General features: G+C 72.1%; 15 protein-coding genes. 8 read left to right on the top strand and 7 right to left on the bottom strand.

Annotated features, from left to right (window positions below; translation table 11 throughout):
* The coding region (locus tag ACFWBY_RS22545) for a hypothetical protein (protein WP_385409688.1) at window positions 1-210 on the bottom strand (210 nt) is incomplete at its 3' end.
* The gene (locus tag ACFWBY_RS22540) at window positions 207-734 is read right to left on the bottom strand and encodes a sigma-70 family RNA polymerase sigma factor (RefSeq protein WP_385342762.1); all 528 of its coding nucleotides are present in this window, start codon (window positions 732-734) and stop codon (window positions 207-209) included. The genes ACFWBY_RS22540 and ACFWBY_RS22545, both read right to left, overlap by 4 nt.
* A gap of 633 nt (window positions 735-1367) precedes the next feature.
* Here ACFWBY_RS22540 and metG point away from each other — a divergent pair.
* From metG to ACFWBY_RS22525, 3 genes are all read left to right on the top strand, one after another.
* Entirely contained in the window at window positions 1368-3083 is a 1716-nt protein-coding gene (metG, locus tag ACFWBY_RS22535) for a methionine--tRNA ligase (RefSeq protein WP_385342764.1), read from the top strand.
* A 186-nt stretch (window positions 3084-3269) separates the two neighbouring features.
* A complete protein-coding gene (locus ACFWBY_RS22530) occupies window positions 3270-3881 on the top strand; it encodes a hypothetical protein (RefSeq protein ID WP_385342766.1) in 612 nt (203 codons plus the stop codon).
* Between the two features lie 37 nt (window positions 3882-3918).
* The gene (locus ACFWBY_RS22525) at window positions 3919-4695 is read left to right on the top strand and encodes a hypothetical protein (protein ID WP_385342768.1); all 777 of its coding nucleotides are present in this window, start codon (window positions 3919-3921) and stop codon (window positions 4693-4695) included.
* Window positions 4696-4787: 92 nt separating this feature from the next.
* On the opposite strand, the gene ACFWBY_RS22520 is transcribed toward ACFWBY_RS22525, so the two are convergent.
* From ACFWBY_RS22520 to ACFWBY_RS22510, 3 genes are all read right to left on the bottom strand, one after another.
* Window positions 4788-5966, bottom strand: coding sequence for an MAB_1171c family putative transporter (locus tag ACFWBY_RS22520; RefSeq protein WP_385342770.1), 1179 nt, complete (start codon window positions 5964-5966; stop codon window positions 4788-4790).
* The gene (locus ACFWBY_RS22515; protein WP_204357827.1) at window positions 5963-6520 is read right to left on the bottom strand and encodes a toxin-antitoxin system, toxin component; all 558 of its coding nucleotides are present in this window, start codon (window positions 6518-6520) and stop codon (window positions 5963-5965) included. Before ACFWBY_RS22515 ends, ACFWBY_RS22520 begins: the two co-directional genes overlap by 4 nt.
* Window positions 6521-6584: 64 nt before the next feature.
* The gene (locus tag ACFWBY_RS22510; protein ID WP_214957445.1) at window positions 6585-7253 is read right to left on the bottom strand and encodes a helix-turn-helix transcriptional regulator; all 669 of its coding nucleotides are present in this window, start codon (window positions 7251-7253) and stop codon (window positions 6585-6587) included.
* Between the two features lie 224 nt (window positions 7254-7477).
* Between ACFWBY_RS22510 and ACFWBY_RS22505 the strand changes: the two genes are divergently transcribed.
* From ACFWBY_RS22505 to ACFWBY_RS22490, 4 genes are all read left to right on the top strand, one after another.
* Window positions 7478-8467, top strand: a complete 990-nt coding sequence (locus tag ACFWBY_RS22505; RefSeq protein WP_385342772.1) for a helix-turn-helix domain-containing protein — start codon at window positions 7478-7480, stop codon at window positions 8465-8467.
* An 82-nt stretch (window positions 8468-8549) separates the two neighbouring features.
* A complete protein-coding gene (locus tag ACFWBY_RS22500; protein ID WP_385342773.1) occupies window positions 8550-9902 on the top strand; it encodes a 6-phospho-beta-glucosidase in 1353 nt (450 codons plus the stop codon).
* A 92-nt stretch (window positions 9903-9994) separates the two neighbouring features.
* Window positions 9995-12076, top strand: a complete 2082-nt coding sequence (locus ACFWBY_RS22495) for an MDR family MFS transporter (RefSeq protein WP_385342774.1) — start codon at window positions 9995-9997, stop codon at window positions 12074-12076.
* A 143-nt stretch (window positions 12077-12219) separates the two neighbouring features.
* On the top strand, window positions 12220-12879 hold the full coding sequence (locus ACFWBY_RS22490) for a GPP34 family phosphoprotein (protein WP_385342775.1): 660 nt from the start codon (window positions 12220-12222) through the stop codon (window positions 12877-12879).
* Window positions 12880-12900: 21 nt separating this feature from the next.
* Here ACFWBY_RS22490 and ACFWBY_RS22485 read toward each other — a convergent pair whose 3' ends face one another.
* Window positions 12901-13395 (bottom strand): NUDIX hydrolase, encoded by a 495-nt coding sequence (locus ACFWBY_RS22485; protein WP_385342777.1) that lies wholly within the window; start codon window positions 13393-13395, stop codon window positions 12901-12903.
* 274 nt (window positions 13396-13669) lie between these two features.
* On the opposite strand from ACFWBY_RS22485, the gene ACFWBY_RS22480 reads away from it, so the two are divergent.
* Complete coding sequence (locus ACFWBY_RS22480) at window positions 13670-15085, top strand: NAD(P)/FAD-dependent oxidoreductase (protein WP_385342778.1); 1416 nt, start codon at window positions 13670-13672, stop codon at window positions 15083-15085.
* Here ACFWBY_RS22480 and ACFWBY_RS22475 read toward each other — a convergent pair.
* Window positions 15072-16163: an ATP-dependent DNA ligase gene (locus tag ACFWBY_RS22475; RefSeq protein ID WP_385342780.1), complete on the bottom strand. Its 1092-nt coding sequence runs from the start codon at window positions 16161-16163 to the stop codon at window positions 15072-15074. The genes ACFWBY_RS22480 and ACFWBY_RS22475 overlap by 14 nt on opposite strands.
* Window positions 16164-16175: the final 12 nt, after the last annotated feature.

Genomic DNA, 16175 nt, shown 5'->3' with positions numbered 1-16175 from the left:
GCGCCGGCACGGTGCCGGCGCCGCGCGCCGGTTGCCGGGCGGTTTCGGCGCCCTGGCGAAGGCGCCGCCGCGCAGCAGCCGGGCCTCGGCGGCGCCCAGGTCGTAGTGCGGATAGCGGTCGCGCACGCTCGCCCGGGCCAGGAACTGCTCCAGGGAAGGCGGGAGTCCGCCGTCCTCGCGCCTCGTGTCGCGCCTCGCGTCGCGGCTCATGACTCTGCGGCCGTGTCGAGCAGCCGGGCGAGCCGCCGCTGCGCCTGCCCGAGTTGCGAGCGGACCGTGGCCTCGTCCACGCCCATCATGGCGGCGGCCTCGGCGGGCGTGCACTGGAGCCCGTACCGGAGCAGCACGGCGTCGCGCTGCCGTTCGGCGAGCCGGGAGACGGCGGAGTAGAAGCGGATGGTGTCGGCGAGCACCTCGTACCGGTCGGCGTCCGCGTGGGCCTGCTGGAGAGCGGCCTCGAAGGCGCTGATGTCCACCGGCTCCGGCCAGGGGGTGCGGCGGTACTGCCGGTCGACGATCCGCTGCTTGAGCACCGTCCAGGCGTAGGCGTCCAGCCGGTCCATGTGCAGCATCCGCAGCCACTCGACCATGATCGACTCGAAGGCGGCGTCCACCGCTTCCTCGGCGGCCGCGTCCGTGCCCAGTTGAAGGAACGCGAACCGCATGTAGGCCGGGCGCCGGTCGGCGTGGAAGGCCCAGTACGACAGGCGCGCCGTCGGATCCCATTGGCTCATGGGGGTCGGCCGCCGTCGCCGGCTCGGCAGACCCACGGCTCCGCCACCGGACTCCTCCGGCCCGCTGCCATCGCTCACCGCTCCACCCCATCCCGTGTGCGCGGCAAGGAAATCAGCGCGGGCGCACTCTGAGGGCGTAGAGATGCAACCTGGGAGTATTACGTTCGGTGATGATCGACTGATGATCGATGTCGATCACACAAGGCCTCAACCAGCGCAAACGCATATGCCTCCCTCCTGTGCGTCCGGTCCGCCCGCCCGACGGGGGCGCACGGCGCGTGACCATGCCGGCGCGGGCGGCCGGGACTGACCGGGGGTCACGAACAGCGCCGGCGCCGGGTCGCCCGAAGCGGCCGGCAGCCGCCCGGAGCGGGCAGCGATCATCCGGAGCGGCCGGTGCTCGCCCGGGGCGGCCGGGTGCTCGCCCGCCCCGGACGGCGGTCCGGCGCCTCCTCACCCCGCTGTACCATGGCCGCAGCGCGAGGGCCGTGACGGAGAGGTCACAGCCCTCGCTTTTGCGTTACGCGCACTCCCGTCCACCCCGAAGAAATGCGGGGCGTGGCGTTTCGGCGGTTCGATACGATGAACCGCACGTCACGTCGTACCGGCATATACGAAATGGAGCATCCGAGGATGGCTCGACACCTGATCACCAGCGCGCTTCCCTACATCAACGGGATCAAGCACCTGGGCAACATGGTCGGGTCGATGCTTCCGGCGGATGTGTACTCCCGGTACCTCCGCCAGCGCGGCCACGACGTCCTCTACATCTGCGCCACCGACGAGCACGGCACCCCCGCCGAGCTCGCCGCCAAGGCCGCCGGCATCTCGGTCTCCGAGTTCTGCGCGCAGGCACACGACGCCCAGAAGGCGGTCTACGACGGCTTCGAGCTGTCCTTCGACTACTTCGGCCGCAGCTCCTCCGCTCAGAACGCCGAGATCACCCAGCACTTCGCGCGCCGCCTCCAGGAGAACGGCTTCATCGAGGAGCGCGCGATCCGGCAGGTCTACTCGCCGGTCGACGGCCGCTTCCTGCCGGACCGCTACGTCGAGGGCACCTGCCCGCACTGCGGCTACGACAAGGCTCGCGGCGACCAGTGCGAGAACTGCACGCGCGTCCTGGACCCCACGGACCTGATCGAGCCCCGCTCGGCCATCTCCGGCTCCACCGAGCTGGAGGTCCGCGAGACCAAGCACCTCTTCCTCCTGCAGTCCAAGCTGCAGCACGAGGTCGAGGCCTGGGTCGCGCAGCACGAGGAGGAGTGGCCTCAGCTGGCCTCCTCCATCGCACGCAAGTGGCTGACCGAAGGCCTGCACGACCGCGCGATTACGCGTGACCTCGACTGGGGCGTCCCGGTCCCGGCCGACACGTGGCCCGAACTGGCCGCCGACGGCAAGGTGTTCTACGTCTGGTTCGACGCCCCGATCGAGTACATCGCCTCGACCAAGGAGTGGGCGGACGCCGACCCGGCCCACCGCGACTTCAAGTCGTGGTGGTACGAGGCCGAGGACGTGCGCTACACCCAGTTCATGGCCAAGGACAACGTCCCGTTCCACACGGTGATGTTCCCCGCCACGGAACTCGGTGTGCGCGAGCCGTGGAAGATGGTCGACTACGTCAAGGCCTTCAACTGGCTGACGTACTACGGCGGCAAGTTCTCCACCTCGCAGAAGCGCGGCGTCTTCACCGACCAGGCGCTGGAGATCCTCCCGGCCGACTACTGGCGCTACTTCCTCATCGCCAACGCGCCCGAGTCCGACGACTCCTCCTTCACGTGGGAGCACTTCACCTCCACGGTGAACAAGGACCTCGCCGACACCCTCGGCAACTTCGTCAACCGTGTGCTCTCCTTCTCGCGCAAGCGCTTCGGCGACGACGTCCCGGCGGGCAACGCCGCCGGTGAGGCCGAGGCCAAGCTCGGCGCGCAGATCACCGAGCTGCTGGCCGAGTACGAAGGCCACATGGACACCCTCCAGTACCGCAAGGCGGCCGCCGCGCTGCGCGCCCTGTGGTCGGCCGGAAACTCCTACCTGGAGGAGAAGGCCCCCTGGCTGGAGATCAAGACCGACCCCGAGGGCGCGGCGCTCACCCTGCGCACCGCGATGAACCTCATCCACCTCTACTCGGTGGTCTCCGAGCCGTTCATCCCGGCCTCGGCGCGCGCCATGCGCTCCGCGTTCTCGCTCGCCGAGGACACGGCGACGTGGATCACCCCGGAGCAGGCCGCGTCCCTCGACGCGGTGCCGGCGGGGACCCCCTTCACCGTGCCGCCGGTGCTCTTCGCGAAGATCACCGAAGAGGACCTGGAGTCGTACCGGGAGCGGTTCGGCGGAAACCCGGACGCCTGAGCCTTCCGGGCGAGGAACTGACGCAGGGGCGCGACCCGTCGGGGTCGCGCCCCTGCGGCGTACCCGGGCGGGACGGCGGAGGCCTCACGCGAGGGCGGAAGTCCTGTCCGGCGCGTATCGAACCACCGTCTTGATCGTTTCTTCAGCGTAGTGCTCATTCCTGCTGCGGAATCGGGAGAACGCGCGGTGACCGCTTGGCAGTACTTCGCCGGGGCCGGCCTGGTGGCGGCGCTCTGCCCGCTGCACGGTCACGTGGCGGTCGCCGGAGACGGCCACGGGCGCGGCGCCCGGGTCGACCTGTGCGTTCCCGCCGGATCGGAGCCGGGGCCGCCCGCGCGGCCGTCGCCGTCCACCGCGCGGCCTTCGCCGAGGGTGACCCCGCCCGGCGCGGTGCGGCCGACGGTGCGCCACCCGGGACGGGGCCCGTTCCCGGCCCCGGTCCCCGTCCCTGTCCCCGTTACCCCGCAGGGGTCGGTGCCGGAGCCCGGGCCGGGGCCGACGGCGGAGGCGGTGGCCGGGGTGGCGCAGCCACCGGGGGATCCGCTGGAGGGGGCCGAGGCGGTCCGGGCGGCGCCGGGCGCAGCGCCGGCTCCGAGCCCGGGGGCAGCGCCGGCTCCGAGCCCGGGCGCAGCCGTGGCCGGGCCCGCGGGCCGCTTCCACGTGCGCCCGTACCACTCCTCCGCACTGGCGAGGCGCGGCCCGGACGGCATGTCCACCCTGATGCTCATGGTCGTCGTCACGACCCCGGCCGTGCTCGCGGCCGTCGCGCTGCGGCCCCGTTCCAAGAGCCGCAGCTGAACGCATCGTCCGTTCACTCAACCTACGGAGAACCCTCGTGTCCGAATGGCTGGTCCTGGCCATCGCCATGGCGCTCGTCTGCGCCCTCGTCTTCGCCTTCACCGCGCTCCGGCACCGCCGGGTCGCCGTCGACGAGGACACCAGCGAGACCCCCGACGTCATCGAGTACATGGTGATGATGGTCGGCGTGGTCTACGCGATCGTGCTCGGCCTGGCCATCGCGGGCGTCTGGGAGGCGCGCGGCGCCGCCGAGGACAGCGTGCGCCGCGAGGCCCAGTCGCTGTACGAGGTCACCCAGCGGGCGGACGTCTACCCGGCCGCCGTCCGCGACCGGATCCGGGGCGAGGTGAACGCGTACGTCTCCCACACCGTCAGCGTGGACTGGCCGCGGCTGGTCTCCGGGGAGGCCGCGTCCACCGAGGGCGGCGCGCTGCTCGGCAAGCTGCGCGGGGACGTCACCCACCAGAACCCGGGCAACGAGCTCCAGGCGCAGGCCTACCAGCCGCTGCTGGACCACATCGCGGCCGCCGACGACGCCCGGCACGAGCGGACGCAGAGCGACGCGTCGACCCTGCCGGGCGTGGTGTGGCTGGGGCTGGTGGTGGGCGGACTGGTGACGGTCGGACTGATCTTCGCCCTGCAGATCCGGCGGTCGGGGCGCGAACTGCTGCTGGCGGGGCTGTTCAGCGCGCTGATCGTGTTCCTGCTGTTCATGGTGTGGAGCTTCGACGCGCCCTTCGGCCGGGAGGGGATCGACTCGGCCGCGCCGTTCGAGGACCTGTTCCCGGCGCTGTCCCTGGCGGCCGGAGGCTGATCCGGCGGGGACCGATCCGGCCGGGGCTGTTCCGGCCGAAGCCCGCCCACGGGGCGCGCCCCCGCGGACCGGGCGCGGCCCGGCGGCGGTCCTCAGACGCCCGACAGGGACGCCTGCCGCCGGAATTCGGCCACGACCGGCGAGTTCCGCAGGGCGTGGGAGATGCGTACGAGGTCACGCGGACCGTCGGCGGCCGGCGGGACCCCTTCCTCGCTGGCCCCGATGACCCGGCCCTCGGGGTCGGCCGACCGGGCCCGTACGGCCGCCGCGACCATGGCCGCGTCGGCGACGGCCCGGGCGGTCTCCTCGTCGGAGCCGGCGGCCAGGGCCCGCGCGAGGGCGTCGTCCCGGTGGCTCTGGTCGAAGTACGGGCCGAGGTGCAGGAACCCGTCGTGGATGTCGGACTCGCGCTGGATCATCCGGAGCTCTGCTGCGGACCACCAGGCCATCCGCACGCAGGGGGCGCCGCCGGGCCCCGAGGTGCGCACCTCGTGCCAGAGCGTGCCGAGGCGCCGGTAGGTCGACCAGTTCTGCCAGCTGTCCGAGAGGCGCTGGAACACCAGCGGGAGCACGAAGCCGACCGCGCTGATGTTCGCCCCGATCGATGCCACGGGCGGAGCCACGGACGTGCTCAGCCAGTCCAGGTCGTGCCCCGTCCAGCGGGCGACGACGGCGGTCATCTTGGTGGCGTCGTAGCTGAGGTTGAAGAGGTAGCCCAGGACGATGATCATCAGGCCGGTCCGGAGCCAGCCGCGCACCTGGAGCGACCAGCGCCAGCACATCGCGACCATCACGAAGGCGGCCACGTTGTGGGCCACCAGGTAGAGGGCGATCAGCTCCCGCATGAAGGGGGTGTTGGCGTAGTACGTGTCGAAGTCCCGCAGCCGCTCGACGGGGGCGTCACCGAGGGCGAACAGCAGCGTCAGCGCCACGATCACGACGGAGTAGCCGATGATCCAGCGGCGTGAGACGCGCCGGGTCTGCTCGGGCGGCCCGCCGCGCCAGTTGACGATCAGCACCAGGCAGGCCGCGCTGAAGGCGGTGATCAGGCAGTAGACGAGCGGGGCGGAGAAGTTGGGGATTCCGGTCCAGCGGTTGACCGCCTCGATGGTGGGCGGGGCGGCGAAGGTGAAGACCGCTCCGGCCAGGGTGAGCAGGGCGCAGACCGATCGCAGGAGCGGGTCACGCCAGTTGTTCTTGAGCGCCGGCAGCTTGAAGGCGAGTGCTACCGCCATCGCGGCTGCCGGTGTGTAGTAGTCCTGGCCTCTCAACGGTCGTTCCTGTGCCCCCGGTATCCGAGCGCGGCCTCGATGCGGCCGGCCAACTGATCACGCTGTGCCGGTGCCCGGTGGCTCGCCGAACCGGCGAGCCAGGTGCGGCACCTGCTGCCCAGCAGTAAACCGAACGTCTCCGCTTCGGTCTCCTCCTGGACGTCGGCGCGCGTGCGCGCGGCGACGCGCCGGACGGTCTCGCCGATGTCGGCCTCGTCCGACAGCAGCCGGGCGGCGACGGCGGCGCCGTCGACGTGGTGGCTGCAGTGGCCGGCCTTCATGTGCCACAGCTCGTGACCGAGGATCACCAGCTGATGGTCGGGTGCGGTGCGTTCCTCGATGACCACCAGATCGCGGTCCGCCATGTCGAGCCACAGGCCGCTGGCCGTCCCCGGCGGGAACGAGGCCATCCGGAACTCCACCCGGCGGCCGCGGTGCTTGCTCATGCCCTCGCAGAGGGCGGCGTAGAGGTCTACGGGCTCCACGGGCGCGGTCAGCGTGATGCCGGCCACCAGTTCCCCGCACAACCGCCGCTGCTCTCTGCCTATGCTCACCGTTCTCCCCGTCGGCGCGGATCCGGATCAGGACTCAAGGATCAGACCCAGAATTTCGACTGGGTCAGGATTCGTTCGGTTTGACGCTCTCGAGAAGCATGTCCAGCCATTCGGTCACCTTGTCCCGGTGCTTGTCGCTGGGCAGTTGGGCGGCTCGCCAGGCGATGCCGCGTACGCCGTGGTTCTGCAGGAGTCTTGCCAGCGGATCGCCGGTCGAAGCGGCCTGGGCCGGTACGGTTTCCCGCGCGCGGCCCGCGAAGTCCTGGAGCAGCTGCTGCTCGGTCCGCTGGAGGGCGTCCGTGAGGGCGTCCGAGTCGTGCGCGGTGAGGAAGCCGGCGTGCACTCCGAAGAAGCGCTGGATCGCGTCGCAGTGCTCCATCGTGGGCCTGCGGTCGCCGTTGATCAGCGCGCCGGCCTGCTGACGGGACATCGCTGCACCGTCCGCGATCTCCTGCTGCGTGTAGCGGCGGCCATTGGGCTTGACGCGCGTGCGCCGCAGGAGGTCGAGCCGCTGCAAGAACCGGGTCTGGAGGTCGGGTTCACCTGCAGGCCGTCCGTCCAGCAGGGTCCGCACCACGTCGGCGGGAACCCCGGAGGCCTCGGAGAGGCGGCGCAGGTCGAAGACCTGGTTCAGGTCGCGGCCCATCTTGCCCGCGAGTTCGGCGACGCGCGTGACGGTGGCTGCCAGGTGCGCGTTGGCCACCGCGACGGGAGCCGGGAAGCCGTCTGTCACCAGTGGTTCTCCTAGATCGCGCGGGTTCGGGGGGCGGGCACGTGGTCGGCTTCTGGAATCTATCCGGTCTGTGTCTGTAGGGCTAGAACTTGCCACAGCTGTGGCGGGAATGAGCTGTCAAGAGGCTGGAATTGCCACAATAGTTGACACTCGAATGAAGTCGGTAGCAGGATCGCCACACGGAAACGAAGATCCAGACCGTAAAAAAAGAGGGGGAGCTCTCGGTGCCACATCTCGCAGCGGTGGGCCCGTCCGACGGCCTCGCCCACATCGGTGGGGAGCGCCTCGCGGGCGAGGAGTCCGCACGCGGCGCCGTGCGGTCGGAGCGACGCAAGGAGATTTTGCGCCAGCGCCGGGAGGAACTGGGGCTGAGCCAGGAGGACTTGGCCGCACGCCTGCGCATCAGCGTGCGTGCGTACGGGAACTGGGAGCGCGGCCTGGTCAAGGAGTGGACCGACCGCAAGCTGCTCGCCCTGGCCGAGGCCCTGGAGATGAGCGAGCGCCAGTGCTTCTGGCTCTTCCGGGTCATGGTCGACCGCGACCCGCCGCCGACCTGGCGGGCGGCCGAGGAGACCCGGCTGCCCGACGATCCGGCACAGCGCGACTACCTGTGCGACTACGCGGCGCTCATGGAGGCCGTGCCCTACCCGAGTTTCCTCGTGGACCACCGCTGGGACGTGGCCCTGACCAACTCGGCGTTCGACCGGCTCTTCCAGTCGGTCCGCCCGCACCCGACCGCCCTGCCGGACGACAACTTCCTGCGCTTCGTGCTGTTCCACCCGGACGCCGCGGCCGTGCTGGAGGACCACGAACCGGCCTGGTGCGTACCGCTGCTGGCCCGGTTCGCGACCGCGCTGGCCGCGACACCGGAGGACGAGGGCCTGCGCAGCATCCGCCAGGAGGTGGCCCGCGACCCGTTCATGGAGGCCGCCTACCGGTACGGGGTACCGCACTGGCTGACCACGCACGGGGCGCAGGCGGCCGAGCAGGACGGGGCCGTGCGCACGGTGCGCCACCCCGATCCGGGCTGGGGTCTGGTGCGCTGCCGGGTGGTGGCGGAATCCAGCCGGATGCTCGACGGGATGGGGCTGACCCGGATGACCATGGTCCTCTCGGCGCCGCAGGGCCTGCCGACGGGTCCGGTCCGGGGCGCCGCGGGCGCGCAGCCGCACCAGGTACCGCGTCTGCGGGCCGTGCCGTCGCCGGTGGACTGACCCGGCGGGGGAGAGCCGGTGGACCGGCCCGGCGAGGGAGACTGGTGCCACGGAACGTGGCATTGCGAAGGGCGGTAGGGGCGTGCGGCTGACGATCCTCGGCGGGGGCGGCTTCCGGGTACCGCTCGTCTACGGAGCCCTGCTCGGCGACCGTGCCGAGGGCAGGGTGTCGCACGTGACCCTGTACGACGAGGACCCCGGCCGGCTGCGCGCCATGGCGCGGGTGCTCGCGGACCAGGCCGACGGCATCGCGGACGCCCCGGCCGTCACGGCCACCACCGATCTCGACGAGGCCCTGCGCGGCGCCGACTTCGTCTTTTCGGCCATTCGTGTCGGGGGGCTGGAGGGGCGGGCCGCGGACGAGCGGATCGCCCTCGCCGAGGGCGTGCTGGGCCAGGAGACGGTCGGCGCGGGCGGCATCGCCTACGGGCTGCGGACCGTTCCGGTGGCCCGCGAGATCGCGCGCAGGGTGGCGCGGATCGCCCCCGGGGCCTGGGTCATCAACTTCACCAACCCGGCGGGCGTGGTCACCGAGGCCATGGCCGAGGAGCTCGGCGACCGGGTCATCGGGATCTGCGACTCCCCGGTCGGGCTCGGGCGGCGCATCGCCCGGCTGCTCGGAGCGCGGCCGCAGGAGGCCTGGATCGACTACGTCGGCCTGAACCACCTGGGCTGGGTGCGCGGCCTGCGGATCGACGGCCGGGACGAGCTGCCCCGGCTGCTGGCCGACACCGGGGCGCTGGAGTCCTTCGAGGAGGGCCGGCTGTTCGGCGCGGACTGGCTGCGCTCGCTCGGCGCGGTCCCGAACGAGTACCTGCACTACTACTACTTCAACCGTGACACCGTACGGGCGTACCAGGAGGCCGAGCAGACGCGCGGGGCGTTCCTGCGCGACCAGCAGCGCGCCTTCTACGCCGAGGCAGGGCGGCCCGAGCGGGGCGCCGGGGAGGCGCTGGCCGCCTGGGACCGGACGCGGGCCGAGCGCGAGGCCACGTACATGTCCGAGAACCGCGCGGTCGCGGGCGTCGGCGGGCGCGACGAGAGCGACCTGGAGTCGGGCGGCTACGAGAAGGTGGCCCTCGCCCTGATGCGGGCCATCGCCCGGGACGAGCGCGCCACCCTGATCCTGAACGTCCGCAACCGCGGCACGCTCGCCGTGCTGGACGCGGAGGCGGTCATCGAGGTGCCGTGCCTGGTCGACGCCAACGGGGCCCACCCGTTCGCCGTCGACCCGCTGCCGCTGCACGCGGTCGGCCTGGTGACCTCGGTCAAGGCCGCCGAGCGGGAGGTCCTCGCGGCCGCGGCCGGCGGATCGCGGGCCGACGCGGTCAAGGCCTTCGCACTGCACCCGCTGGTGGACTCGGTCGTGGTGGCCCGGCGACTGGTGGACGCGTACGCGGCGGAGCATCCGGGGCTGGGCTACCTGCGCCGGTAGCCCCCTCGCGCCCGCCGGCGGCCGCTCTTGCCCCGACCCGGACGGGCTAGTGCCGCATGCGGCCGGGCGGGGCCGCTGTGAGAGTGCGAAGTGTGACCACAGCCGAAGGCGCAGCACCCGCCGTATCCGCAGCGGCACCGCCCCTCGTGCTCGACCGGCGCAGGCGCAACGTCATCTTCGGCACGATCATGCTGGGGGTGCTGCTCGCGGCCCTGGACCAGACGATCGTGGGCACGGCCCTGCCGACCATCGTGGCGGACCTCGGCGGCGGGGACCACATGTCGTGGGTCGTGACGTCCTACCTGCTCACCGAGACGGTCGCGACGGTGCTCGTGGGCAAGTTCGGCGACCTCTTCGGCCGCAAACGGGTCTTCCAGATATCCGCCGTCGTCTTCATCACCGGGTCGTTCCTGTGCGGCCTGGCGGGCAACATGACCCTGCTCATCGTCTGGCGGGGCCTCCAGGGCATCGGCGCCGGCGGACTGATGGTCACTTCGATGGCGCTCATCGCCGACGTGGTCCCGCTGCGCGAACGCGGCAAGTACCAGGGCGCGATCGGCGCCGTCTTCGGCGTCGCCACGGTGATCGGACCGCTGCTCGGCGGACTGTTCACCGACCACCTGACCTGGCGCTGGGCGTTCTACGTCAACGTGCCGATCGCGATCCTGGTCGTGGTGGCCGCCGCGCGGACGATCCCCTCCGTACGCGCCGTCGGCAAACCGGTCATCGACTACCTGGGCATCGCGCTCGTCGCGGCCGGCGCGAGCGCGCTCATCCTGGCCACGAGCCTGGGCGGTAACGAGTACGCCTGGGACTCGGCGCTCATCATCGGGCTCTTCGTCGGCGGCGCCGTGGCGCTGGCGCTGTTCTGCCTGGTGGAGACACGGGCCGCGCAGCCGATGCTGCCGATGCGGCTGTTCCGCAACCCCGTCTTCGCGGTCTGCTCCGTCCTCAGCTTCGTCGTCGGGTTCGCCATGCTCGGGGCGATGACCTTCCTGCCGACGTACCTGCAGTACGTGGACGGGGATTCGGCCACCGTCTCGGGCGTACGGACGCTGCCGCTGGTCATCGGCCTGCTGATCGCGTCGGTCTTCAGCGGCAGCGTGACGAGCAAGACCGGCCAGTACCGGATCTTCCCCATCGTCGGCAGCGCCGTGATGGGCCTGGGGCTCTACCTGCTGTCACGGATGGGACCGCGGTCCGGCGTCTGGCGGGAATCGCTGTACATGTTCGTCCTCGGCGTGGGCATCGGCCTGTGCATGCAGGTGCTGACCATCGCCGTCCAGAACACCGTGGACTACGCGGACCTGGGCACCGCGACCTCGGGCGTCACCTTCTTCCGTACGCTCGGCAGCGCGTTCGGGACCGCCGTCTTCGGCACGATCTACGCCAACACCCTGACGCCCGCGCTGGCGGCGGCCGTCGAGGAGGCGGCACGGGCCACCGGAGAGGACCCGCTGCGGCTGGCCACGGAGGCACAGAGCCCGAAGGGCGTGCACGGGCTCGATCCGGCGGCGGCCGGCCCGGTCATCGACGCGTACGCGGACGCCCTGCAGACCGTGTTCCTGTGGACCGTGCCGGTGGCGGGGGTCGGCTTCGTCGTCGCGCTGTTTCTCAAACAGGTCAAGCTGCGCGACAGCGCCCGGGCAGGTTCCACGGACATGGGCGACGGCTTCGGCTCGCCCGCCACGGCCTCGGGCGATTCGGCGAAGCTGCTGGAGCTGGCGGTCGGCAAGCTGGTGCGGACCATGGGGGCGCGGACGGCGCGCGGGATCGTCGACGCCTCCGACACCCGGCTGGACATGGCGGGCGCGTGGACGGTGATGCAGGTGGACCTGATGACCCGCACGGTCGGCCACGCGAGCCTCGGATTCATCGCGGCGCGGCGGCACCTGCCCCCGGAGGTGCTTCTGCCGGTCTTCGAACGGATGGTGGAGGAGGGCTACCTGACGCGGCAGAACGGCTTCTACGCGCACACCCCGGCGGGGGAGCGGGAAGCGGCCGTCATCTCGGGCGCGTGGGCCAAGTGGCTCGGAGACCAGTTGGAGAAGGACCGCGGGCGGCCGCGCAGCGCGGAACTGCGGGCGGCGGCGGACGCGATCGCGAAGCGCCTGCTCGCGGAGGACCTGGGCGACGGCAACTTCGCCCCGCGGGCGATGGCGGGGCCGCCGTAGGCGCGCGAGGACGGGGGCGGGGCGGGCGGGGCGGGCCGACGGGAACGAGCCAAGAGGGACCGGAACACGAATCCGAGGGGAACTTCCGGGTGGGCGAAGGCGTCTGACCAGGTGAAGGCTGAGGATCTACGGGGGAGCCGGGCATGACGATCACGCTGGCGGAGGAGATCACGCTGCTGTCACTGGACGACGAGTCCGGTGCGGTCAAGCAGCGGCAATCGGTGGGCTGGGCCGTGGCGGGCGCCATCCTGCTCGAACTGGTCGTAGCGGAACGCGTCCTGGTGTCGGGCAAGTACCTGGAGCTGGTGGACTCCTCGCCCACGGGGGAGGAACTGCTCGACGGCAGGATCCCCCTGATGCGGACCTGGATGCGCGGCCGGAGCAAGCGCCGGGTGACCGACTGGCTGACGAAGGACCAGGCCAGGGCCATCGCCGCCGCGGTGGAGCGGCTGAGCGGGCGTGGTGTGGTGGTGGAGGAACGGCGCAAGGCACTCGGGGTCTTCCCCGTGCGCCGCTTCCCGGAGGCCGACGGCGCGGTCGAGCGCGCGCTGCGCGAGCGACTCGCGTCCGTCGTCCTCAAGGGCACCGAGCCGGACGAGCGCACGGCGGGCCTCATCGCCCTGGTGCATTCGGCCAAATTGCACGGGCTGGCCTTTCCGGGCCGCCCGCGCAAAGAGATCTCCGCGCGGATGGCGGAGATAGCCGAGGGGCAGTGGGCGGCCGAGAGCGTCCGCGCCGCGATCCGCGACATGCAGATGGCGATGGCGGCGATCACCGTGGTGACGGCCGCGGCGGCCGGCTAGGCCGTTGACGACACGGCATGGCTAGGCCGGCGTGATCGGGTAGTCGTGTGAGGGCACGGGCGGCAGGGTCGCCGCGAGTTCGGGTCGCCAGACGCGCAGGACCGCCGCGGACGGGGGGTAGAGGGCCTCCGGGAGTTCCGTCGGGGCGAACCACGCCCATCGGGCGATCTTGTCGGGTTCGGTGACCGAAGGGGTGCCCTCGGCGGTGGTCGTGACGGCCGAGGCGGTCAGGCGGGTGATGCCGGAGGTCGCCTCGATCTGCGCCGACAGGATCCGCATCCCCTCGGGGTCGGCCCTCAGATCCGTCTCCTCGGCCAGCTCGCGGGCGGCGGCCTGCTCGAATCCCTCGCCGGGATCGACCTTGCCGCCGGGCAGCTCCCAGCGGCCGTCGTGCGCCTGGCCGAGCAGCACCCGGCCGTCCGAGCCGACCACGATCACGCCGACGCCGACGACCGCGTTGGGCCGGGGGGTGGCGCGCACGGTGCGTTCGGGTCGGGCGGGGGGCTGCGTACTCATGGGCGTCCTTCGGAGCGGGTGGTGGTGCGGGTGTGGACGCGGATGCGCTCCCTCGCCTTGCCCGGCGGCTCCATTTGCCGTTTGGCGAGCGCCGTTTGTCAAACGGGGCTCGGCCGACCGGGGTTCGCGGCGCGGCGCGGGATGACGTGGGCGACGACTGCCCCTGGCGGGCCAGACCCTTCGCATAGGACAACTGTGCGGGTTTCGGTCAGGCTCCGCCCGCGCAGGATCCCGGCGGTCTGATCGTCGTACGGCTCATCGCTCAGGGGGCGCAATGGCACATGTGCTGATTATCGGCGGGGGCGTCGGGGGGCAGGCCACGGCACTGCTCGCGGCACGCCACGGACACACCGCCGAGCTCTTCGAACGCGATACGAGAGCCCCCGGCACCGCACTCGACCGGGACTTCTTCGGCTGGCGCCGGCCGACCGTTCCGCAGGCCGGCCATCCGCACGCGCTGCTCGGTGCCGCGCGCAACCTGCTGCGCGACGAACTGCCCGACGTCCATGCCGAGATGCTCCGGCTCGGGGCGCGGGAGCGGCACGAACTGGACTGGTTCGACGTACGGCCACCGGCGCGGCCGGGCGACGACGACCTCGTCATGCTCCAGGCGCGGCGGATCGTGCTGGAGAGCGCGCTGGCCACGGCGCTGCGCGCCGAACCCGGGGTGGTCGCACGGTACGGGGAGCCGGTGACCGGACTGGCCACGGCCGGAAGCGGCGGGGCCGGGGGAGGGACGGACCCCGAGCCGGTGCACGTGACGGGTGTGACCACAGAGGTGGGAGCGTACGCGGGGGACCTCGTCGTGGACGCGGGCGGCCGGCGCGGCGGCGCCGACCGGTGGCTGGCGGCCGCCGGTTGCCGGCCCGGCGTCGTGGAACGCCACCGCACCGGCCTCGCCTACTTCTGCCGCTGGTACCGGCTGCCCGAAGGCCGGGAGGAGGGCCCGCGGCGGCCCTGGGCGGTGTCCGGCGGAGCCTTCGCCGGCTGCGCGGTCTTCCCGGCCGACAACCGGGTCTTCGCGGTGGCGCTGTTCGTGCACACCGAGGACCCCACTCGCTCCGCGCTGCGCGACCCCGCGGTCTTCGAGGCCGCCGCGCGGGCCTTCCCGCCCGGTGCGGCCTGGCTGGCCCTGGGCGCCGAGCCGCTGTCGGACGTAACGGCCACGGCGGGCCTGGACAACCGCTGGAGTTCGCTCGTCGACGGGCGCGGCCCGGTCGTGCGCGGGCTCGTGCCCGTCGGTGACGCCGTCACGCACACCAACCCGACCCTGGGGCAGGGCACTTCGCTGGCGCTGTGGGCCGCGAGCAGAGTGGCCCGCACGGCGCACCAGGACCCGGGATCGGCCCGGTTCGCCGCCCAGTACCACGGGTGGGCGGTCCGCACGCTCAAGCCGTGGTTCGACTTCCAGGTCGTCGCGGACGAGGCCGTCGGGGAGCGGTTCGCGGCCCGGGCGGGGCGTTCGGGGGCGGCCCGCGACGCGGCGGCGCTGTTCGAGTGCGCGCTGGAGGACCCCGAGGTGATGCGCACCCGGGCCAGGATCCGCCACCTGGCCGGTCCCCCGGAACGCGCCTACGCGGATCCGGCGATCAGGGCCAGGGTGGCGCGGTGGCTGGCGGAGCGGCCGCACTACGTCCCGCACGACGCGGGTCCGAGCCGCGCGCAGTGGGAGGAACTCACGGCGGGGTGACGGCGTCGCCGGGTCCGGCGGTTCCGAGCACCTCGGCGAGGTCGTAGCCGACGACCTCCTCCAGCTGGGCGTACGTACAGCTCCGCGGCTCCCGGTCGGGCCGCATGCGGCGGAACTGCGCGGTGTGCCGGAAGCGGTCGCCCTCCATGTGGTCGTAGGCCACCTCGCAGACCCACTCGGGGCGCAGCGGCACCCAGGACAGGTCCTTCTTCCCGGTCCAGCGGCTCTGAGCCCCGGGGAGCCGGGCGGTCTCGTGGGCGGCCTCCTCCGCCCAGGCCGCCCACGGGTGGCCCTGCGGGTCGGGCATCCGCAAGGGTTCCAGTTCCTCGATCAGCTCGGCGCGGCGTTTCATCGGGAAGGCGGCGCAGACGCCCACGTGCTGGAGGGTGCCGGCGTCGTCGTACAGGCCCAGGAGCAGCGATCCGACAATCGGACCGCTCTTGTGGAAACGGAAACCCGCGATGACGGCGTCGGCCGTACGCTCGTGCTTGATCTTGAACATGAGACGGGCATCGGGCCGGTAGGGGAGATCGAGGGGTTTGGCGACGACCCCGTCGAGCCCGGCGCCCTCGAACTGCTCGAACCACTCCTGCGCGAGCGCGGCGTCGGTGGTGGCGGGCGCGAGATGGACGGGGGGCCGGGCGGTGGAGAGCATGCGGGTGAGCGCGGAGCGGCGGTCGGCGAGCGGCAGCTCGAGCAGTGCCTCGTCGCCGAGCGCGAGCAGATCGAAGGCGACGAAGCCGGCCGGGGTCGTCTCGGCGAGCATCTTCACGCGGGACGCAGCGGGATGGATCCGCTCGCTCAGCCGGTCGAAGTCCAGCCGCGAGCCATGGATGAGGATGATCTCACCGTCGACCACGCAGCGGTCCGGCAGATTGGCCTTCAGCGCCGTCACCAGCTCCGGGAAATACCTGGTCAGGCTCTTGCCGGTACGGCTGCCGATCTCGATCTCGTCCCCGTCGCGGTGGACGATCGCGCGGAAGCCGTCCCACTTGGCCTCGTACTGCATGCCAGGTGGGATCTTGGCAACGGACTTGGCGAGCATCGGCTTCACGGGTGGCATGACCGGCAGATCCATGTCTCCGATTCT

Origin of the sequence: Streptomyces sp. NPDC060049 (assembly GCF_042736715.1) — a bacterium.
In the GTDB taxonomy this organism is placed as follows: domain Bacteria; phylum Actinomycetota; class Actinomycetes; order Streptomycetales; family Streptomycetaceae; genus Streptomyces.
Note: the sequence above shows the minus strand (reverse complement) of the source record. Positions and strands in the feature narration are given on the sequence as shown.